The organism is Pseudoalteromonas sp. CF6-2 (assembly GCF_021729425.1).
Classification (GTDB): domain Bacteria; phylum Pseudomonadota; class Gammaproteobacteria; order Enterobacterales; family Alteromonadaceae; genus Pseudoalteromonas; species Pseudoalteromonas arabiensis.
Genome location: NZ_CP091442.1, coordinates 3,212,109 through 3,234,929 on the forward strand (window position 1 = coordinate 3,212,109; position 22,821 = coordinate 3,234,929).

Below are 22,821 nucleotides of genomic sequence, written 5' to 3' on the forward strand. Positions count from 1 at the left end.
GGCTACTCTCCTTTTCGAGTGTGTTGTTTTTGTGATACAAGATTTAGAAAGTCGTCATAACAGGTCTTACTAAATGAGAAATTCTCAAGATGGTAACGCTGAATGAGCGCAAGTAGTGATTCACGAATAGTTTCCTTGCCATAAATCAGCAACTCTCCCTGCGATGAAGCATCTATGCGCTGTATACCTTTATAATTTTGCAGTTCATCAATAATAAGGCTTTGCACCTTTGAACAAGGAAATGTAAAGCTGGCCTTGAATTCTCCTAAGTGCTTATTCAGCATTAGAGCAGCAGGTGTAAAGTCGACAACCTTCCCATCTGCTATCCACAGAATATGTGACGCCTGCTCTAGTTCTGTTGAAGTGTGTGATGCCATCAACAGTGTATTGCCTTCTCTTTGACGATATTCGTTAATAAGGTTGATAAACAAATCACTGTACTTTCGGTCTAAACCAGTGCCTGGCTCATCTAGAACTAACGTAGAAGGCTGATGTGCCATTGCAACATATAAATCGACACGTTGCTTCTGACCACGAGATAACTTCCCATAGCGCTTATCTACAAGTTCACTCAAATTAAACGCTGTTTTTAACGCGCTATTTGCAACGCGATATACACATTTATGCATCGCAACTACATCACTCACCAATATCTCTGGGTTATATGTTACATTTTGTAGCTGTACGCCGAGATCTTGCTTGTCAATTTGTATAAGCACTTCTCCATGATGCGTTTTACGCAACCCCAATACCGTCTCTAAAAACGTTGTTTTACCCGCACCATTACCCCCGACTATGACAATTTGACTTCCCTTATACATATCTAATTTAGGAATATCGAGCAACGTACCTTGACTATATAAAACCTGCAACTCAACAATAGAAACAACAGCTTTCATAGAAACACTCCTAAATATACTTTCTCACGAAACGCTGTATATACTGGCCAAATTCAGCGTCTTCTTGTGCTTTTATAAAAAACGTTTTAGCTAGTTCACGATCACCGCCTTGTGAAGTAGGTGTATCATGTAGACTTTTCGCTTTCATCAGCGCAAGCTCACCATTGTGGGGAAACTGTGTTAACCCCTCATCAAAGCAGTAATTAATATGCGTAACCAGTTCCTGAATTTCGATGTAAGACGACACAGAGCGCATTTGGATACATGCGACCATAATATTCACTGAGTACACGGTAGCACTTGGCGCTGAATGCTGCTCACAGTAGCGTTGTGCCAACGCAATAAACTGAGCTTCGCGCTGAGCGGTGTGATCATTGAAATAATTAATGCTGGCAAATAAGCCACGCAGTAATGCGGCAAACGCTCGAAGCTCCAAAACGTCTACATGGGTTTGTAACGTAGCTAATGGTGACGAGATATTATCTAAATTGCCGCTAAAATAAGCTTCATTTAGCTCATTAATAGAACGCTCAAAACCATTGTTTTGTAATCCCTTTTCTTTGCTACGCAACGCATCTAAATTGACATTAAAGTACTGTTCAATTGTATTTCTCACACTTTGCCCTGCAGTTAAGTAAGAAAATTGACGACAGTACTCATAGACACTTGCCACACTACTATGTGCCACGAGCCAATGAATAAATGCAGCCCCATCTTTATACATCGCCTCAGCAACTGCTCTGTCTTGCACTACAGACTCGATGTGCTGTAATGCTAGCAATGATTCCACATCCACTAGCTTTGGTGTAGGTAGCGATACCGTATTATCCTGTGTGCTCTCCATGTAGTATGCTAGAGCCTCATCAATACCATGGTGACCTGTTAATACTGCAGCATGTGTGAGCTCATGAATAACGACTTTTTCAGAGTAGCAATATTTATGCGCTGCAAGTACACCGACACCTGAAGAAAGCTGCTGAAAATAAGGAGGAAGCGATGCATCATCTAGCATATTGATCAATATAAGGGGTGACGCACAACCAAATTGCGACACAACTTTTTCCCTCATTCTGACTATCATTTCTACAATAGAAATACTGACATCCTCAACTTGACCTGTGAAAAACAATCCGCCTCTTTCTACGAAAGACCGTTCACCATTTGCGATGCTTACTAACAATGCAGCCATTTCGCCAGGCCCCGCTACTGCCGTGAGCAAACGTGCAAGTTCATCACAAATAACTAAATGTCGGTCTGCAGCTGCTTTACAAAACGTTGTGAAGATGTCATTGATGGTATTTTTGTGTATGTTGTTTACTGTGGTTGTCGGATTGATCATTGTTTATCTCCCAACCACATGAAATTAGTCACTATCTCTTCAACACCGTCTACGCCAAGAATGTCATGAATTTCGTTGTCGTAATAACTACCCCAGTATAAGTTGCCAACATTTTCAGCAGTAGCAGCCAGTGATAAGTGCTGCCCAACGATACCTGATTCAATCATTGAAAAACGATAACCAAGTGACTCGTACTTAACCGTAATTCTTGGCAGTACAGCTGTAATAACCACAGCGAAACTTGCCGTATCAATACACATACTGTCGTGATCACCCACCATATAACGTAGTTTTTCCTTTTTTGGTAAAGGATTAATCAAAGCTAATTCTTGCGTATCAAAATCAAAGTGATATACACCCTGCGGTACGTCTTCACTGTTAATCGATAGAATATAAACTTCTACAGGATACAAACCACCTGGAGAAGGATATGAACGCATAGCCATTGGCACTTCTTCAAACTCTGTCGAGTAACCACGACGTGTTACACGTAGTGAGTTCAAAATATTTATAAGTGACTGAGCACCTATATCTTTGCCGGAAAAAGCACGGCACGATGCTCTGTTATCAAACACGTCATCAAGTGCCATATTTAGGCGTTTAGGTATAGGTAGCGTGACGACTGGACATGTCTGATACAATTTTTTATTACGGCTCGCTTCAAGCACACAGCGTGGATCGTAAAGGTAAGCACCTATTCTTATATCTCGTTTAAGCGCAGTGGTGTACATTACCTTTGATGATTCATGAAACAGCTCAAGCAAATCAGTATCCGCTGCACTCAAGCCTATATTGGTCATATATTGTTGATAGTCCGTGTTCATCGTTGTTCTCCTATGGGAAGGCATGTAAGGTTTGATTAAACTTCATAGGCGCCTCGTAACCCATGTTTTCTGTGAACTTGTTCAATCTGCGTGGATCTAGATGTTGATTTCCATAGCCGCAATAAAGTGGCTGAAGACCTGGGACCACAACCTTCACAACTTTGAAACCCAACGAATCAATATCATCAGTGGTCAAATCGGTCACGAATACTTGATAGCCATGTGTGGCAAGCATATTAACTAGCGTATTTAACTCTGTTTTATCGCCAAAGGCTGAAGCGGTAAAATCTTCTGGCGCAACGCTAAATATCGTAGGTGGTTTCAAATTCATCATAAAGTCTAGCTCTTCATGACGAGATGAATCTAAATAATATGCAACGTGATCAGCAAAAGAACGTATATCCTCTGGTTTAGTGATAGGTTCTTGCCAACGGTTGATATCAAGCACCCAGTTAAAAGTATGAAATGACTCAACAACAGCTTTCTCAAGCGCGATACCCGCTTTTGTATGACAGCACGTGCCTGTAGAAAATCCCAATTTTTTTCCTGACTTCAATACAGACATCACAGTTGGCACGTTGAACTCAGTAGTAATATTGCTAATGCTGTAGTCAATATTCGATACCGACATCGCTTTTTGAAGCTTTTCAGGTAAGTTGTCCCAAATCAGCTCCTTAGCAATCCTCGGTGCCGAAATACCATTTAGAAAATAACAAGAGAAAGCGTCACGCTCCAGCACCTCACGAATACCTGAACAAATTGCAGACTCTATTGATGGGCCAGCAGCCAAGCCTGTGCTATATCCATTATCTATATTCTCGTGTTGAAAACGTGAGACATAGTTAAGGTAGACAAAACGTGCCGGTAAATAAGATTCGACATTCTTTGTAAGATTGAATCCTTTCACCCAACCAAACGGCTTCGTTTCGTCAAACCGTGCGAAAGGAAAGTCGGCTTGCTCATATTGCCAATCCGCGAATAGAATCATGTCTTGGGGATCAAGAACATTACCGCTTAGTTCATGCAGTGATGCATATACCAGATTGCTCGTATCGACAACACTGCTTGCATAACGCTCTATAGCTTCACCAATCGTCGACCATAATGCAGACTCGCGATCTAAACCGGCTCCCGAGGCTTGCCGTTCATCCATACTTTTCAAGTTTAAATGACGTGTATATTCCGACACCTTTATAGAATCTTGATATTCGGCTACCGCTACAAAAATATTGGGTTCGGTTGCTTGAATTTGCACTTCACTCACATATGTCAGAAGCCCGAAATGTGGCGCAACTAGACGCGCTAATATATCAGTTAATTGTTCCATGATGACAATCCACTTAGCTGTTTAAGTCACGGATGGCGCGAATAGGATCAGAAGCTTTTTTCCGACCGCACACATCACAGCGAGGTACTTTCAAAACCTCACCGATATGCTTCTCGCCTTTAACAACATCCCAAGTTTCAACTTCATTGGGCTTAATTAGATGGAACATACCCGTGGTAACAATATAGAGGTATCTACCAATTACGAAACCTGCAAGCTGGGATATTACCTTATCCAGTTTTAATTCATGTGCTCGTTGTATCTGGCTGTTTAATGATGCATCCACCTCTATGAGGAAATTTGTGGCGGCACGACGGCGAACCGTTAAACATTCATAACATGCAGACTCATTAGGAATATATAGTGGCCCAATTGATAGCATCTCATCGCTCCATTGCACCGTTAGCATGGGAACCCCATCTTTTACAGCCTTTCTGTTTTGTTCTCGAAGGTATTGTTGATCACCAGGTGTTGAACACACCACTCGCAATGAGCGTAATTCAGAAGGCTGGTTGTATGCATTTAAAAATTTCCTAACGTCCTGAGCAACGTCCTCAGTTAGATGTTTCAAATCCCCCTTTCCAGAAACCTCAATATGATTGAAATAGGGAAACGGTAAACCTGAACGAAGTGCTTTGCTTGAGTTAATATTAAAATCCAGAACGCTTTTGAAGATACTTGGTAATGAAGTATCGTTATTGTTTGAAGTCTCCAAAATAATCGAGTATTCATTCAACGTGCTTAACGCTATATCCAATACTTCAGGGTCAATATTATTTTTCAGTGCCCATTGCACAGTGTTATTGTACGTATGAGGCTTACTCAAACGCTGTAAAATTTTTTCGACCTCGTAAGATGACTCATCAATGGTTAGGTTCTGCCCATCTGGTACACGAATTTGGAGGCGTTTATCATCGCACTGTAACCAAGAAACAGCTGAGTGAACGTATAGTAAGCTTTCTACCTGTCTCATACCCTTGCCTTTTTTATTATTGGAAAAGGAAGTCTTCATTGCGAAGACTTCGCCTTGAGTACTACTGGGGGTTAGCTGATGCGCAACAGCAACAGCATGTGCTTGATGTTGATGAACAGCGTCCAGCTTTAATCGCTAAGCCAAAGGAACTCACTCCACGAGACCGATCATTAGAAACATAGAATGAGAGCTTTTTAGAAGTTTTTACATTTTTCATTTTTATTTCCTGTTATTAACGTAAATTTTGTCAGTCAGTTATTTGCCGACGATACTAAACTAAAGAAAAATTATTATGAAAAACTCAAACTTCACATTAACCGACACAAAAACAACTTAAATCGACAAAATAAGTATGTGAGAAGAAAAATCATATAAATATACGTACAACTGAAGATACAGCTTTTCATACATAGCAAGGGGGCGTGTAAGTTGAATCAACTTATAGTTATAAAAGTTAATTTATAGGTAAATAGAAATAGTAATGAAAATGTATCTATCAAAAACTCACTTAAAGTAGTGAGCATACAGTTTTCATTAATTTTAGAAAGTTTTGAAGTTATTTGTTTAAGTTAAGACATTTTTGTTTGGATAAATTAATAACATATTGATATCAAGATTGTTTACCTCCTCTTTTAGGAACAAGCATACCTTGCCCAAACACACCAACCTGTATAAAGATTAAGTCAACTTAATTCACACTAGGTAACATATTTTTCACCCGTTTAGCACGGAAAGAAAGTCATTCTCATGTTTGAGAATTCATCGACTAAGCTCATATATTTAAGTAGATTGGTATCACTTTATTCGCTGCCCTCGTAGCTATTCACAATTTTGCTACCTGAGCATCATAGTTATTTAAGTTGTAAAACCATATATAAGCTTAGTTAAGCACTAGTCTTAAAGCAGTCAAAGAGATCCCTAGTGAAGATGCGATGAGAGGCTCAACATTAAAATAGGCTTAAGCACTACAAAAATTAAAGATGTGATAGTAAACGATAGTTGCAACAGCATAAATTGTACGGCCTACGGCTCATCGCTGAGCTCTTTGACTTCACGGATAGCGAAGCGTAAATCTTCGTCCATTGAGAATGTGAAGGCGGAAGATTAGCCTTTCATCAGCGAATACCTTTTCCACAGCCATAAAAAAACCCGAGACTAAGCTCGGGTTTTTCTTAATGCTTAATGCATCACTATAGTTGATTACTCAACGATAGTAGCTACAACACCAGCACCAACTGTACGGCCACCTTCACGGATAGCGAAGCGTAAACCTTCGTCCATCGCGATTGGAGCGATTAGTTCTACAGTCATCTTGATGTTGTCACCAGGCATTACCATTTCAACGCCGTCTGGTAACTGTACGTCACCTGTTACGTCAGTTGTACGGAAGTAGAACTGTGGACGGTAACCTTTGAAGAATGGCGTGTGACGACCACCTTCATCTTTAGAAAGTACGTATACTTCTGAAGTGAACTTCGTGTGTGGAGTGATTGAACCAGGCTTAGCTAGTACTTGACCACGTTCAACGTCTTCACGCTTAGTACCACGTAGAAGTGCACCGATGTTCTCACCCGCACGACCTTCGTCTAGAAGCTTACGGAACATCTCAACACCTGTACACGTTGTCTTCGTAGTTTCTTTGATACCTACGATTTCAACTTCGTCATTCACGTTGATGATACCAGCTTCAACACGGCCAGTTACAACTGTACCACGACCTTGGATTGAGAATACGTCTTCGATAGGCATGATGAATGGCTTATCGATGTCACGCTCTGGCTCTGGGATGTAAGAATCTAGTGCTTCTGCAAGCTCAACGATTTTGTCTTCCCACTCTTTTTCGCCTTCTAACGCTTTAAGCGCAGAACCTTGGATTAGTGGTAAGTCATCACCTGGGAAGTCGTACTCAGAAAGAAGTTCACGAACTTCCATCTCAACTAGCTCAAGTAGCTCTTCGTCGTCAACCATGTCACATTTGTTCATGAATACGATGATGTAAGGTACACCAACCTGACGAGAAAGTAGGATGTGCTCACGAGTTTGTGGCATAGGACCGTCAGTCGCAGCAACTACTAGGATTGCGCCGTCCATTTGAGCAGCACCAGTGATCATGTTTTTAACATAATCGGCGTGTCCTGGACAGTCTACGTGTGCGTAGTGACGAGTTGGTGTATCGTACTCAACGTGTGAAGTTGAGATTGTGATACCACGCTCACGCTCTTCTGGAGCGTTATCGATTGATGCGAAGTCTTTCGCTACACCACCGTATACTTTTGCAAGTACGTTAGTGATTGCTGCAGTTAGGGTAGTTTTACCGTGGTCAACGTGGCCGATTGTACCTACGTTTACGTGCGGTTTTACGCGTTCAAACTTTTCTTTTGCCATCTTAAAAAATTCCTATAAAGAAATTAACGCCTGACCCACTATTGGGCCAGACAAGCTAAATCATGTAACAGCGCGAGCTGCAATTATTGCATCTGCAACATTCTTGGCGGCTTCTGCATACTTTAAGAACTCCATAGAGTACGATGCACGGCCTTGTGTTGCAGATCGCAGATCAGTTGCATAACCAAACATTTCAGAAAGTGGTACTTGCGCATTAATTTGCTTAAGACCACCAAATGCTTCTTCCATGCCTTCGATCATGCCGCGGCGACGATTTAAGTCACCAACTACATCACCCATGTTTTCTTCAGGAGTGATAACTTCAACCTTCATTACTGGTTCCAGAAGAGCAGGATTTGCTTCAAGCGCACCTTTCTTCATCGCCATTGAACCTGCAATCTTAAATGCCATCTCATTCGAGTCTACATCATGGAATGAACCATCAAATAGAGTCGCCTTGACGCCAAGTAATGGGTAGCCTGCCAGCACACCTTGAGTCATTTGCTCTTGGATGCCTTTATCTACCGCAGGGATGTATTCCTTAGGAACCGCACCACCAACGATTTCGTTAACGAACTCGTAAGTTGGCGCTTCATCTTCCGAAATATCCATCGGTTCAAGTTTAAGCCAGACGTGACCATATTGACCACGACCACCTGATTGACGTACGAACTTTCCTTCAACTTCAACAGCTGAGCGGATAGCTTCACGGTATGCTACCTGCGGCTTACCAACGTTACATTCAACACTGAATTCACGTTTCATACGGTCGACAATGATATCAAGGTGAAGTTCACCCATACCAGAAATAATAGTCTGGCCTGATTCTTCGTCAGTTTGTACGCGAAAAGACGGATCTTCTGCAGCTAGTTTACCCAGCGCAATCCCCATCTTATCTTGGTCAGCGATTGTGCGAGGCTCAACCGCAACAGAGATAACTGGCTCTGGGAACTCCATACGCTCAAGCGTAATGATTGAGTTCGGATCACACAGTGTTTCACCTGTTGTTACGTCTTTAAGACCAATAGCCGCCGCGATGTCGCCTGCGTAGACTACTTTGATCTCTTCACGTGAGTTTGAATGCATCTGAACGATACGACCAAGTCGCTCACGCTTACTTTTAACTGGGTTATATACCGCGTCACCCTGTTTAACTGTACCAGAGTAAACACGGAAGAAGGTCAAGGTGCCAACGAACGGGTCTGTCGCAATCTTAAAAGCAAGTGCGGCAAACGGTGCGTTGTCATCAGCAGGACGTTCTTCCTCAGTACCATCTTCAACGATACCTTGGATTTGTTTCACTTGTGTTGGTGCAGGCATATATTCAATAACAGCATCAAGCACAGCTTGAACACCCTTATTTTTAAATGCACTACCACACGTCATGGGAACAATTTCGTTTGCTAATGTGCGCTGACGTAAAGCGGCTTTAATTTCAGCTTCAGTCAGGTCTTCACCTTCTAAGTATTTTTCCATCAGTTCTTCAGATGCTTCAGCTGCACTCTCAACTAAGTGAGAACGCCATTCTTCAGCTAATTCCTGAAGGTCTGCCGGAATAGCCTCATAAGTGAAAGTCATTCCCTGGTCTTCTTCATTCCAGTTAATGGCTTTCATCTTAATAAGGTCTATAACACCTTTAAAGTCGTCTTCAGCCCCAATTGGAAGCTGAATTGGAACAGGCGTTGCTCCAAGACGAGATTCCACCTGCTCTACAACCGTTAAGAAGTCAGCGCCTGTGCGATCCATTTTATTTACGAAGATCATTCTCGGAACTTCGTATTTGTTCGCTTGACGCCAGACTGTCTCAGTTTGCGGCTGTACACCAGATGAAGCACAAAGAACAACTACCGCACCATCTAGTACGCGTAAAGAGCGCTCTACTTCGATAGTGAAATCTACGTGTCCTGGCGTATCAATAATATTGATACGATGGTCGTCAAATTGAGCGTCCATCCCTTTCCAGAAACACGTTGTTGCAGCAGAAGTGATTGTGATACCACGCTCTTGTTCCTGCTCCATCCAATCCATAGTTGCAGCGCCATCATGTACTTCACCGATCTTATGAGAAAGACCCGTGTAGAACAGAACTCGTTCTGTTGTGGTGGTTTTGCCTGCATCTACGTGAGCACAAATACCAATATTACGGTAACGCTCAAGTGGAGTTGTACGTGCCATATGATCCTCTTAAAGGTTAAGGGCAGATTACCAACGGTAATGAGCGAATGCTTTATTCGCTTCAGCCATACGGTGAACGTCTTCACGTTTCTTAACCGCAGTGCCTTTGTTGTCAGCAGCGTCAACGATTTCTTGAGCTAAACGTAAGCCCATAGATTTTTCGCCACGCTTACGTGCAGCGTCTACTAACCAACGCATACCTAATGCGTTGCGACGTACTGGACGTACTTCAACTGGTACTTGGTACGTTGAACCACCAACACGGCGAGATTTAACCTCTACCTGTGGGCGAACGTTTTCAAGTGCAGCTTCAAAGATTTCTAGGTGCGACTTGCCTGATTTCTCAGCAGCCACGTCTAACGCACCATAAACGATTTTTTCAGCAGTAGATTTCTTGCCGTCTAACATTACTACGTTAACGAATTTAGCAAGAAGTTCCGATCCGAACTTAGGATCTGGAAGAATTTTACGTTGACCTATTACGCGTCTTCTAGGCATTTTGTATCTCCGGTATCTTCAGGTTTGCTCTTTTAGAGTCAATACCCAAAACAATTAATTAAAAATTTAGTGCTTGGCCTTACTAACGGAGAACCATTAGCCCTTAGGGCGTTTAGCACCGTATTTAGAACGAGCTTGACGACGGTCGCTAACGCCTGCACAGTCAAGTGCACCACGTACAGTGTGGAAACGCACACCTGGTAAGTCTTTAACACGACCACCACGGATTAGGATTACACTGTGCTCTTGTAGGTTGTGGCCTTCACCACCAATGTATGATGTTACTTCGAAACCGTTAGTTAAACGAACACGCGCTACTTTACGTAATGCAGAGTTTGGTTTCTTAGGTGTAGTTGTATATACACGAGTACATACACCACGCTTTTGCGGACACGCTTTAAGCGCAGCTGAGTTACTTTTAGTAACCTTGCTACGACGTGGCTTACGCACTAGCTGGTTAATAGTTGCCATTTAAATAGCTCCTGAAATTAAAATTACTACTGAAAAAATAAAAAAATCCGCCCTGTTTACATGCTCGTTACAAAACGTGCAGGCAAATGGGTGGCGGAATTTTAATGAGCAAAGTTTAACCTGTCAACCTTAACTCATCGTAAGGCAGCAGATAACTGCCTTACGATTACTTAATCTATTGATTAAGCTGAGATTATTGGTTTCCAGAGATATCAGCATTAAGTGCGTCAGTAAGTGCTTGAGTTGCCTCTTCAGCGCTTACTGTTTGCTCTTCGATGATTTCACCTTGCTTGCGACGATTCAAACGGTCTTGGTGATACGCAAAGCCAGTACCAGCTGGGATCAGACGACCCACGATTACGTTCTCTTTCAGACCACGAAGTTCATCGCTCTTACCATTTACAGCTGCTTCAGTTAGGACACGAGTTGTCTCCTGGAATGATGCTGCAGAAATGAAAGATTCTGTTGCAAGTGACGCTTTAGTGATACCCATTAACTGGATTTCAAACTTCGCTGGGATCTTACCTTGTTTCTCAAGTTCACGGTTCGCGATGTTAACGCGTGCCACTTCAACTTGTTCACCGGCTAAGAACTCAGTGTCACCGCCGTCAAGGATGATACATTTACGTAGCATCTGACGAATAATTGTCTCAATGTGCTTGTCATTGATCTTAACGCCTTGCAAGCGGTAAACCTCTTGCACTTCGTTAACGATGTAGTTAGCTACATGAGTTACACCACGTAGGCGTAAGATGTCATGTGGTGACTCAGGACCATCGGCGATAACCTCACCTTTAGACACTTGCTCACCTTCGAACACGTTAAGTTGACGCCATTTAGGGATCATCTCTTCGTATGCGTCACCCTCAGCTGGCGTGATTACAAGACGCTTCTTACCTTTCGTTTCTTTACCGAAGCTGATTGTACCTGTGATTTCTGCAAGGATTGCAGGATCTTTCGGCTTACGTGCTTCGAATAAGTCAGCTACGCGAGGTAGACCACCCGTGATATCACGAGTCTTCGAACCTTCTTGCGGAATACGTGCAAGTACGTCACCTGGGTTTGCAGTTGCGCCGTCTGTTACTTCAATCGTGGTGAATGAAGGTAGACGTGTTTCTTGCAGACCACGCTCATCGCTTTCGATGATTAGTTTCGGCTCTTTCGCATTCGCTTTACCTAGGTCTTTAACAACCACACGTGTTAAACCAGTTAACTCGTCTGTTTGTGCTTCGGTATTTGAGTCATCAATATCGCTGAATGAGATTTTTGACTTGTGCTCAAGAACAATTGGGTGACTATGCGGGTCCCAAGTAGCAACAATGTCGTTACCTTGAACTTCTGCATTATCTTGTACTGTTAACACCGCACCGTAAGGTACTTTATAACGCTCTTTCTCACGACCGAAGCTATCAATGATAGTGATCTCTGTTGAACGAGACGTGATAACAATCTTACCGTCTGTGTTTAATACGTACTTCGCATTGTGTAACTTCAATGTACCGTTAGTTTTAACTTGTACACTGTTTTCAGCAGATGCTCGAGACGCCGCACCACCGATGTGGAAGGTACGCATCGTAAGCTGTGTACCCGGCTCACCGATTGATTGTGCCGCGATAACACCTACTGACTCACCTGGGTTGATGATATGGCCACGTGCAAGGTCACGACCGTAACACTTAGCACATACACCAAAGTCATTATCACAGGTGATAACTGAACGAACGCGTACTTCATCCACTGAGTGCTCTTCTAAAAGATCACACAGTTTTTCGTCAAGCATAATGTTACGCTCAACAAGTACTTCGTTCGTACCAGGGATAACAACATCTTCAGCAACAACACGACCAAGTACACGCTCGCGAAGTGCTTCTACAACGTCACCACCTTCGATAAGCGGTTTCATTGTTAAGCCATCTTCTGTGCCACAATCGTCTTCATTGATTACTAAGTCTTGTGCAACGTCTACTAGACGACGCGTTAAGTAACCCGAGTTTGCTGTTTTAAGTGCTGTATCGGCAAGACCTTTACGCGCACCGTGCGTCGAGATGAAGTACTGTAGTACGTTTAGACCTTCACGGAAGTTCGCCGTGATTGGTGTCTCGATGATTGAACCATCTGGACGTGCCATTAGACCACGCATACCCGCTAGCTGACGGATCTGAGCGGCGCTACCACGGGCACCTGAATCGGCCATCATAAACACTGAGTTAAATGAAGATTGCTCTTCTTCTTCGCCTTTCGCGTTGATTACAGTATCTTTTGATAAGTTCGCCATCATCTCACGTGATAAGTTTTCATTTACACGTGACCAGATATCGATAACTTTGTTGTACTTTTCACCAGCCGTTACAAGACCTGATTGGAATTGTTGGTTGATTTCAGTAACTTCAGCTTCTGCTGATTCAATGATTTCTGCTTTAACCGGTGGGATAACTAAGTCATCGATACCGATTGAAACACCTGACTTCATCGCGTAGTGGAAACCGGTATACATTACTTGGTCAGCAAAGATAACTGTATCTTTAAGACCTAGACGACGGTAACACTCGTTTAATAAGCCAGAAATTTGTTTCTTACCTAGGGCTTGGTTGATTAGCTCAAACGGCATGCCTTTTGGTAGGATGAGTGAAAGAATCGCACGACCTACTGTTGTTTCAACAATAGATACTTGCTCAACTGCATCACCCTCTTCAGTACTAACTGTCTCGCTGATACGTACTTTTACGCGTGCATGTAACTCAGCGTTACCGCTGCGGTATGCTTTTTCAGCTTCTTTAGGATCTTTAAATACAGTACCTTCGCCTTTCGCATTAATGCGATCACGAGTCATGTAATAAAGACCTAATACAACGTCCTGTGAAGGAACGATGATTGGCTCACCATTCGCTGGAGATAGGATGTTGTTAGTAGACATCATTAGAGCACGTGCTTCTAACTGTGCTTCAAGCGTTAACGGTACGTGTACCGCCATTTGGTCACCATCGAAGTCAGCGTTGTACGCCGCACAAACTAATGGATGTAAATGGATCGCTTTACCTTCGATAAGCACAGGTTCGAACGCTTGGATACCCAAACGGTGAAGTGTTGGTGCACGGTTAAGTAATACTGGATGTTCACGAATTACTTCGTCTAATACATCCCATACCTCTGCCACTTCACGCTCAACCATCTTCTTCGCAGCTTTGATAGTCGTAGCCATGCCGCGACGCTCTAGTTTGCCGTAGATAAATGGTTTGAATAGCTCAAGTGCCATCTTCTTAGGAAGACCACACTGGTGTAGTTTAAGCGTAGGACCCACTGTGATTACAGAACGGCCTGAGTAATCTACACGTTTACCAAGTAAGTTCTGACGGAAACGACCTTGCTTACCTTTGATCATATCAGCAAGCGATTTAAGAGGACGTTTGTTAGAACCTGTGATCGCACGGCCGCGACGACCGTTATCAAGTAGCGCATCTACCGCTTCTTGTAACATACGTTTTTCGTTGCGTACGATAATGTCTGGTGCTGCTAAATCTAATAGACGCTTAAGACGGTTATTACGGTTAATAACACGACGGTATAGGTCATTCAGATCAGAAGTCGCAAAACGACCACCGTCTAGTGGTACTAATGGACGTAGATCAGGTGGCAGCACTGGAAGTACAGTCATGATCATCCACTCAGGGTTGTTGCCTGACTGGTGGAACGATTCCATTAATTTAAGACGTTTAGTGATCTTCTTACGCTTCGTTTCAGAGTTAATTGTTGGTAACTCTTCACGCATTTCAGCAATTAATTGGCCAAGATCAAGTTCACGAAGCAAGTCTAAAACTGCTTCAGCACCCATCTTCGCTTCAAACTCATCACCGTGCTCTTCTAGTGCATCTAGGTACTCTTCTTCACCTAAAAGCTGACCACGCTCAAGCGTTGTCATACCAGGCTCAGTTACAACGAATGATTCGAAGTAAAGTACGCGTTCGATGTCACGAAGTGTCATGTCTAGCATTAAGCCGATACGTGACGGTAATGATTTTAAGAACCAAATGTGCGCAACTGGGCTCGCAAGCTCAATGTGACCCATACGGTCACGACGCACTTTAGTTAGCGTTACTTCAACGCCACACTTTTCACAAATAACACCACGGTGCTTAAGGCGCTTATATTTACCACATAAACACTCATAATCTTTCACTGGGCCGAAAATACGGGCACAGAATAAGCCGTCGCGCTCAGGCTTGAAAGTACGGTAGTTGATTGTCTCAGGTTTCTTTACTTCACCGTATGACCATGAACGAACCATATCTGGCGAAGCAAGACCAATGCGAATTGCATCGAATTCTTCGGTCTTATTTTGTTGCTTCAGAAACTTAAGTAAGTCTTTCACCTTAGCTCTCCTGTCGGAGGTTAATCTTGAGGGCGAACCAATCGCCCCTACATTCTATTCGGCCTAACAGGTGCGGCTTACGCCGCACCTAAATGGCTTAATTTTCTTCCAACTCGATGTTGATACCCAGTGAGCGGATTTCTTTCAACAATACGTTGAACGATTCTGGCATACCTGGTTCCATCTTATGGTTACCATCTACGATGTTCTTATACATCTTAGTACGACCGTTCACGTCATCCGATTTCACTGTTAGCATTTCTTGTAGAGTATATGCAGCACCGTAAGCTTCTAGTGCCCACACCTCCATCTCACCGAAACGCTGGCCACCGAACTGCGCTTTACCACCCAGCGGCTGCTGAGTAACAAGGCTGTAAGAACCAGTTGAACGTGCGTGCATCTTGTCATCAACCAAGTGGTTAAGTTTCAACATGTACATGTAACCAACAGTTACTTGACGTTCGAACTGATCGCCAGTACGGCCATCATAAAGTGTAACTTGACCGCTTCTTGGATAACCACCAAGCTCAAGTAAGTCTTTGATTTCGCTTTCACGAGCACCATCAAAGGCTGGAGTTGCGATCGGTAAACCACCTTTCAAGTTTTCAGCTAAGCGACGAACTTCATCATCAGAGAACGAGTCGATATCGACTTTCTGACGACAATCACCTAATTCGTAAACTTTCTTAACGAAGCTACGGATTTCGTGCAGTTCACGCTGCTCTTTCATCATTTCTTCTAAGCGCTCACCCACACCACGTGCAGCAAGACCCATGTGTGTTTCTAGGATCTGACCGATGTTCATACGTGATGGTACACCTAGCGGGTTCAGAACGATGTCTACCGTACGACCTTTGTCATCGTATGGCATATCTTCTACTGGTACGATAGTCGAGATAACACCTTTGTTACCGTGACGACCCGCCATCTTATCACCCGGTTGGATACGACGTTTAACAGCTAGGTATACTTTAACAATCTTAAGTACGCCTGGTGCTAAGTCATCACCTTGAGTGATCTTACGACGTTTGTTTTCAAACTTCTTATCGTATTCAGCTTTAAGCTCATCGTACTGAGCGGCTAGTTGCTCAAGCTCAGCTTGCTTGTCTTCTTCAGCAAGGCTTTGAGTAAGCAGCTTTTCAGCATTTAGTGATGCAATTGAATCTGCGTTCAGACCAGCGTCAACAAGTAACTTACGAGCACGGTCTAATACACCGGCTTCTAAGATACGGAACTCTTCATTGAAGTCTTTCTTCGCTTCGCGAAGCTGCATGTCTTCAACTTCTAACGCACGCTTATCTTTTTCAACACCGTCACGGGTGAAAACTTGTACGTCGATTACAGTACCCGTTACAGAGTTTGGTACACGTAAAGAGCTGTCTTTAACGTCTGACGCTTTCTCACCGAAGATAGCACGTAGTAGCTTTTCTTCTGGCGTTAATTGCGTTTCGCCTTTCGGAGTCACTTTACCTACTAGGATATCGCCGCCTTTCACTTCAGCGCCGATATAAACAACGCCTGATTCATCAAGCTTGCCTAGTGCAGACTCACCCACGTTAGGGATATCTGCTGTGATCTCTTCAGGACCTAATTTAGTATCACGTGCGATACATTGTAGTTCTTGAATGTGGATAGTCGTTAGACGATCTTCTTGAACTACACGCTCTGATAATAGGATTGAATCCTCGAAGTTATAACCATTCCATGGCATGAATGCCACGCGAAGGTTTTGACCTAGTGCTAAATCACCTAAGTCAGTCGAAGGACCATCTGCTAATACGTCACCACGTGTTACCGGCTCACCAACCATACACGTTGGTTTTTGGTTAATACATGTATTTTGGTTTGAGCGTGTGTATTTAGTAAGGTTGTAAATATCGATGCCCGCTTCACCAGGGATACGCTCATCTTCATGTACATTTACAACGATGCGGCTCGCATCCGCATACATTACTTCACCACCACGCTTAGCAACGATCGTTACACCAGAATCTTTCGCTAGTGTAAGCTCAATACCTGTACCTACTAGCGGTTTGTCCGCAATAAGCGTTGGTACAGCTTGACGTTGCATGTTTGAACCCATCAATGCACGGTTAGCATCATCGTGTTCTAAGAACGGGATAAGTGCGGCCGCTACAGAGATCACCTGCTGTGGTGATACGTCCATATATTGCTGGTCCATTTTGCCCATAAAGGTTGATTCACCTTTGTGGCGACATGGAATGAGTTCATCAACAAACTCATTGTTGTCGTTCAAGTTTGAGTTCGCCTGAGCGATAACAAACTGACCTTCTTCAATGGCTGATAAATAATCTACTTCATCAGTTACGACACCGTTTACCACTTTACGGTAAGGTGTTTCTAAGAAACCATAGTCGTTAGTACGTGCGTACGTAGACAATGAGTTAATTAGACCGATGTTTGGACCCTCAGGCGTTTCGATTGGACATACACGACCATAGTGAGTTACGTGAACGTCTCGTACTTCGAAGCCGGCGCGTTCACGTGTTAAACCACCCGGACCTAATGCAGAAATACGACGCTTGTGCGTTACTTCTGAAAGCGGGTTATTTTGGTCCATGAACTGTGACAACTGAGATGAACCAAAGAACTCTTTAACGGCTGCCGAAATAGGCTTAGCGTTAATAAGATCTTGTGGCATTACCGCATCAAGGTCACCTAAGCTTAAACGCTCACGTACAGCACGCTCAACACGTACTAGACCAACGCGGAATTGGTTCTCAGCCATTTCGCCAACACTACGGATACGGCGGTTGCCTAAGTGGTCGATATCATCAACATCGCCAACACCGTTACGAATAGCGATAAGCACTTTCATAACAGCTACGATGTCTTCTTTCGATAATGTGCCAGGGCCTGTATCTGAGTCATAACCTACACGGCTATTGAACTTCATACGACCTACTGTTGATAGATCATAACGCTCTTCAGAGAAGAACAAGTTATCAAACAAGGCTTCAGCCGCGTCTTTCGTCGGTGGCTCACCTGGGCGCATCATGCGATAAATTTCTACTAATGCTTCTAAACGGTTGCTTGTTGTGTCGATACGTAATGTATCTGACATGTAGGCGCCGCTGTCCACTTCGTTGATATATAATGTATCAATCTTAGTGTGACCTGCTTTAACCAATTCAGCCATTAGCTCAAGTGATAGCTCATCATTCGCGTTAGCGATGATCTCACCCGTTGATTCGTCAACATAGTTTTTAGCTACAACACGACCAATGATGTACTCATGCGGTACTTCTAATTGGTTAATACCTTTTTTCTCGATGTTCTTGATGTGACGCGCAGTAATACGACGACCCGCTTCAACAAGGACTTCACCGTCTTCGCCTTTGATATCAAAAGCGGCAGTTTCACCGCGTAAACGTGAAGGTACAAGTTCCATAAGAACTTTACCGTCAGTTACTTCAAACGCAGTGGTATCGAAGAAGATATCTAGGATTTCTTCCGTAGAGAACTCTAGAGCACGTAAGATAATTGACGCCGGTAATTTACGACGACGGTCAATACGTACATATAGGTTATCTTTTGCATCAAACTCGAAGTCTAACCATGAACCACGGTAAGGAATTACACGCGCGTTATAAAGTACTTTACCTGACGAGTGAGTTTTACCGCGGTCGTTATCAAAGAATACACCAGGGCTACGGTGTAGCTGAGAAACGATAACACGCTCTGTACCATTGATTACAAAGGTACCGGTATCAGTCATGAGCGGAATTTCGCCCATGTAAACTTCTTGCTCTTTTATGTCTTTAACTGTGCCTGGTGCTTCTTTGTCCATCACCACAAGACGCAATTTTACGCGAAGTGGAGCAGAATAAGTCACACCGCGAATTTGACATTCTTTTACATCGAATACTGGCTCACCAATACGATAACTGACGTATTGTAGCTCAGAATTTCCCGAGTAGCTTTTGATCGGAAACACAGAACGGAAAGCAGCTTCCAAACCGTGATCGCCATCAGCGTCAGGGACTAAGAATTTTTTAAACGATTCTAACTGCGTCGACAGTAAGAAAGGTATATCCAAAACTTGTGGACGTTTACCAAAATCCTTACGGATACGTTTCTTTTCAGAATAAGAGTAAGCCATGGGGTTCCTCAGCTTGCTGATCTTTGACCCGACCTGTTCTTGTAAGAACAGACTTAACTGGCATCTATGCCAAGATATACAACATTAAATTGTTGTTCTATTTTGCTCTGTCACTTTCAATACCAAAAAAGGTAACAACTTGAAAATAAAGAGAAAACTAGATTTTATTTGCGCTACAGGATTGCATCGCTCCATAGCGCAAAAAGGCCGGTGATTAAATAATCACCAGCCCTTGCCTGATTACTCAGGCAGCGAACCTAGCGTAAGCTAGATTACTTAACCTCAACTTCAGCACCAGCTTCAGTAAGGTCTTTTGCAAGCGCTTCAGCTTCTTCTTTAGATACACCTTCTTTAAGAGGTGCAGGAGCTGATTCAACAAGAGCTTTCGCTTCTTTAAGGCCAAGACCAGTTGCACCACGTACAGCTTTGATTGCAGCAACCTTGTTAGCGCCAGCGCCAGTAAGGATTACGTCAAACTCAGTCTTTTCTTCAGCTGCTTCAGCAGCAGGACCAGCAACAACAGCAGCAGCTGCAGTTACGCCGAATTTCTCTTCCATTGCTTCAACTAGAGCAACAACGTCCATTACTGACATTTCAGCAATAGCATCAAGGATTTGGTCTTTAGTTACAGACATTACAAATTTCCTAATTATTACGGACTAATACTAGCCCAAAAAAAATATTACACCGAAAGTGAACAAAAAAACAGCTTAAAATTAAGCAGCTTGCTCAGCTTTCTGTACACGTACTGCTTCAATTGTTTTACACAATTTGCCAGCAGACGCTTCTTTCATAGCGCTCATTAAGCGTGCAACAGCTTCGTCGTAAGTAGGTAGAGTTGCTAGCATAGCTGCGTCTACTACATTACCTTCAAATGCAGCCGTCTTAACTTCGAATTTCTCATTCTTTTTCGCGAAATCTGAGAAGATACGCGCAGCAGCACCTGGGTGCTCTGATGAGAAAGCGATTAAGCTTGGACCAACAAGTGAGTCAGAAAGGCACTCAAAATCTGTACCTTCAACAGCACGTTTAGCTAATGTGTTACGAACAACTTTCATCCATACACCAGCTTCACGAGCTTCTTTACGAAGGGCAGTGATAGCACCAACTGTTACACCACGAGAATCTGCAACAACTGCAGAAAGAGCACCAGTGGCTGCTTCGTTGACTTCAGCAACAATTGCTTTTTTGCCTTGAAGATTTAAAGCCATGGGTGTTACTCCTGGTTTAATGGGTCGCCTACATAGGCTTCCCTGTTCTACTCTTCCCCATCAATGATGGAGATGCTTTTTACGGCGAGAGCCAGAAGATTAGGAAAAATCTATCTGGGGATTCACACCGTCTACGTAGGTAAAATTCATTAAGGCCGAAGCCGCCTACGGTCTTGGACGGAAGCCCAATTTATCGTTTTTACCCGAAGGCAGTACGAAATTATGGACTTCAACCCGAATTCTTTACTTGTTTCGAAATTAACTTTCTCAACAAAATGGCGCAAAATTATAGTTTAAATTTCGCGCCATGTAAACTCTTAATTAAGCAACAACTGTGCTTAAAGAGTTTTGGTCAACAGCAACACCTGCGCCCATTGTTGTAGAGATAGTTACTTTTTTCACGTAAGTACCCTTTGCTTGAGAAGGTTTAGCCTTCTTAAGCGCAACAATAAGAGCTTCAAGGTTTTGTTGAAGTTGCTCAGCAGTGAAATCAACCTTACCGATAGTAGTATGGATGATACCGTTCTTGTCGTTACGGTAACGAACTTGACCTGCTTTCGCGTTTTTAACTGCTTCTGCAACGTTAGGTGTTACAGTACCAGTTTTAGGGTTTGGCATTAGACCACGTGGGCCTAAGATTTGACCTAGTTGACCAACAACACGCATAGCGTCTGGAGATGCAACAACAACGTCAAAGTTCATCTCGCCTTTCTTAACTTGTTCAGCAAGATCTTCCATGCCCACTAATTCAGCACCAGCTTCTTTCGCAGCATCTGCATTAGCGCCTTGTGTGAATACAGCAACACGAACTTCACGACCAGTACCGTTAGGTAGTACAGTTGCACCACGAACGTTTTGGTCAGATTTACGAGCATCGATACCAAGGTTAACAGCAACGTCAACACTTTCTACGAATTTAGCTGTCGCTAACTCTTTTAAAAGAGCAACGGCTTCGTTGATTTCGTAATCTTTAGTCGCATCCACTTTTTCGCGGATTGTACGCATACGTTTAGTTAATTTTGCCATTATCTTAGTCCTCTACGTTCAAGCCCATCGCACGCGCAGAACCTGCGATAGTGCGAACTGCAGCGTCCATATCAGCCGCTGTAAGGTCAGGTCGTTTTGTCTCAACGATTTCTTCAAGTTGAGCACGAGTAACTGTACCCACTTTTTCAGTGTTAGGACGGCCAGAACCTGATTTGATACCTGCAGCTTTCTTAAGTAAGTAAGCAGCCGGTGGAGTTTTCATGTCGAACGTGAAAGAACGGTCACCGTAAACAGAGATCACTACAGGAACTGGAGCGCCTTTTTCGATAGACTCTGTACGTGCGTTGAACGCTTTACAGAATTCCATGATGTTTACACCGTGTTGACCTAGTGCTGGACCTACTGGAGGACTAGGGTTAGCCATACCAGCGGCAACTTGTAGCTTGATAATAGCTTCAACTTTTTTAGCCATAATAAATACCTCATTTGGTGGGTCATAGCCTTGTGCGCGCGAGGACGCGTACTCTAACGGCTTCCCAGTTTAAAAATTGGTTCTCACTTTTCGTGATAAAACAAGTGATAACTTGCCCTAACACAAAAAGGCCGCTGATTATAAGTTAATCAACGGCCTTTTTCAAGCTTATTGCCAAAATATTAAGCGATTTTGACAGCTTTAATTTTTTACTTATTTGTCTTGTTCAACTTGACCAAATTCAAGCTCAACCGGTGTCGAACGACCAAAGATAAGTACAGATACTTTCACGCGGCTCTTTTCGTAATCCACTTCTTCAACGACACCGCTGAAATCAGCAAATGGACCATCAATAACGCGAACAACTTCGCCTGGTTCAAATAATGTTGCAGGTTTTGGTGCTTCAGCGTTTTCTTGCAGACGATTTAAGATGCGATCAGCTTCTTTTTTGCTGATTGGTGCAGGACGGTCTGATGTACCACCAATAAAGCCCATTACACGCGCAGTGCTGTTCACTAAGTGCCAGCTTGCATCGTTCATGTCCATTTCTACTAATACGTAACCTGGGAAGAATTTACGCTCAGATTTACGCTTTTGACCAGCGCGCATCTCAACAACTTCTTCAGTGGGTACTAAAACCTCACCAAAACTATCTTCCAAACCTTCGATCTTGATGTGCTCAAGAATAGTTTGTGCAACACGCTTCTCATAACCCGAGAAAGCTTGTACTACGTACCAACGTAGTTTCTTTTCGTTCTTCTCATCCGACAT

At 43.2% G+C, this 22,821-nt stretch carries 17 protein-coding genes; 1 reads left to right on the top strand and 16 read right to left on the bottom strand.

Features of this window, described 5'->3' with window-relative positions; all coding sequences use genetic code 11:
* Window positions 1-2: 2 nt before the first annotated feature.
* The 5 genes from L3Q70_RS14900 to L3Q70_RS14920 are packed head-to-tail and all read right to left on the bottom strand — an operon-like array spanning window position 3 to window position 5,362.
* Window positions 3-899 (bottom strand): ATP-binding cassette domain-containing protein, encoded by an 897-nt coding sequence (locus L3Q70_RS14900; RefSeq protein ID WP_237114526.1) that lies wholly within the window; start codon window positions 897-899, stop codon window positions 3-5.
* A 10-nt stretch (window positions 900-909) separates the two neighbouring features.
* On the bottom strand, window positions 910-2,238 hold the full coding sequence (locus tag L3Q70_RS14905; RefSeq protein ID WP_237114527.1) for a hypothetical protein: 1,329 nt from the start codon (window positions 2,236-2,238) through the stop codon (window positions 910-912).
* Entirely contained in the window at window positions 2,235-3,062 is an 828-nt protein-coding gene (locus tag L3Q70_RS14910; RefSeq protein WP_237114528.1) for a SagB/ThcOx family dehydrogenase, read from the bottom strand. The genes L3Q70_RS14905 and L3Q70_RS14910 overlap by 4 nt, the downstream gene beginning before the upstream one ends.
* A 10-nt stretch (window positions 3,063-3,072) precedes the next feature.
* Window positions 3,073-4,389 (bottom strand): YcaO-like family protein, encoded by a 1,317-nt coding sequence (locus L3Q70_RS14915; RefSeq protein WP_237114529.1) that lies wholly within the window; start codon window positions 4,387-4,389, stop codon window positions 3,073-3,075.
* Window positions 4,390-4,402: 13 nt separating this feature from the next.
* Window positions 4,403-5,362, bottom strand: a complete 960-nt coding sequence (locus tag L3Q70_RS14920; protein WP_237114530.1) for a TOMM precursor leader peptide-binding protein — start codon at window positions 5,360-5,362, stop codon at window positions 4,403-4,405.
* Window positions 5,363-5,400: 38 nt separating this feature from the next.
* On the opposite strand from L3Q70_RS14920, the gene L3Q70_RS14925 reads away from it, so the two are divergent.
* Window positions 5,401-5,544, top strand: a complete 144-nt coding sequence (locus L3Q70_RS14925; RefSeq protein ID WP_193987902.1) for a hypothetical protein — start codon at window positions 5,401-5,403, stop codon at window positions 5,542-5,544.
* 1,018 nt (window positions 5,545-6,562) lie between these two features.
* Here L3Q70_RS14925 and tuf read toward each other — a convergent pair.
* The 11 genes from tuf to nusG form a co-directional block, all read right to left on the bottom strand.
* Entirely contained in the window at window positions 6,563-7,747 is a 1,185-nt protein-coding gene (gene tuf, locus L3Q70_RS14930; protein ID WP_062567544.1) for an elongation factor Tu, read from the bottom strand.
* 60 nt (window positions 7,748-7,807) lie between these two features.
* A complete protein-coding gene (gene fusA, locus L3Q70_RS14935; protein WP_062568388.1) occupies window positions 7,808-9,922 on the bottom strand; it encodes an elongation factor G in 2,115 nt (704 codons plus the stop codon).
* A 27-nt stretch (window positions 9,923-9,949) separates the two neighbouring features.
* The gene (gene rpsG, locus L3Q70_RS14940) at window positions 9,950-10,420 is read right to left on the bottom strand and encodes a 30S ribosomal protein S7 (protein WP_054554834.1); all 471 of its coding nucleotides are present in this window, start codon (window positions 10,418-10,420) and stop codon (window positions 9,950-9,952) included.
* A gap of 96 nt (window positions 10,421-10,516) precedes the next feature.
* A complete protein-coding gene (gene rpsL / locus L3Q70_RS14945) occupies window positions 10,517-10,891 on the bottom strand; it encodes a 30S ribosomal protein S12 (RefSeq protein WP_002958885.1) in 375 nt (124 codons plus the stop codon).
* Window positions 10,892-11,084: 193 nt separating this feature from the next.
* The gene (gene rpoC, locus L3Q70_RS14950; RefSeq protein ID WP_062568389.1) at window positions 11,085-15,257 is read right to left on the bottom strand and encodes a DNA-directed RNA polymerase subunit beta'; all 4,173 of its coding nucleotides are present in this window, start codon (window positions 15,255-15,257) and stop codon (window positions 11,085-11,087) included.
* Window positions 15,258-15,354: 97 nt separating this feature from the next.
* Window positions 15,355-19,380 carry a DNA-directed RNA polymerase subunit beta gene (gene rpoB, locus L3Q70_RS14955; protein WP_062568390.1) on the bottom strand — a complete coding sequence of 1,342 codons (4,026 nt, stop codon included), beginning with the start codon at window positions 19,378-19,380 and terminating at the stop codon, window positions 15,355-15,357.
* A gap of 272 nt (window positions 19,381-19,652) precedes the next feature.
* Window positions 19,653-20,015, bottom strand: a complete 363-nt coding sequence (rplL, locus tag L3Q70_RS14960) for a 50S ribosomal protein L7/L12 (RefSeq protein ID WP_062568391.1) — start codon at window positions 20,013-20,015, stop codon at window positions 19,653-19,655.
* Window positions 20,016-20,096: 81 nt separating this feature from the next.
* A complete protein-coding gene (gene rplJ, locus L3Q70_RS14965) occupies window positions 20,097-20,591 on the bottom strand; it encodes a 50S ribosomal protein L10 (protein ID WP_062568392.1) in 495 nt (164 codons plus the stop codon).
* A 321-nt stretch (window positions 20,592-20,912) separates the two neighbouring features.
* Window positions 20,913-21,617 carry a 50S ribosomal protein L1 gene (gene rplA, locus L3Q70_RS14970; RefSeq protein ID WP_062568393.1) on the bottom strand — a complete coding sequence of 235 codons (705 nt, stop codon included), beginning with the start codon at window positions 21,615-21,617 and terminating at the stop codon, window positions 20,913-20,915.
* 4 nt (window positions 21,618-21,621) lie between these two features.
* Window positions 21,622-22,050 (bottom strand): 50S ribosomal protein L11, encoded by a 429-nt coding sequence (rplK, locus tag L3Q70_RS14975; RefSeq protein ID WP_054554827.1) that lies wholly within the window; start codon window positions 22,048-22,050, stop codon window positions 21,622-21,624.
* Window positions 22,051-22,263: 213 nt separating this feature from the next.
* A complete protein-coding gene (gene nusG, locus L3Q70_RS14980) occupies window positions 22,264-22,821 on the bottom strand; it encodes a transcription termination/antitermination protein NusG (protein WP_062568394.1) in 558 nt (185 codons plus the stop codon).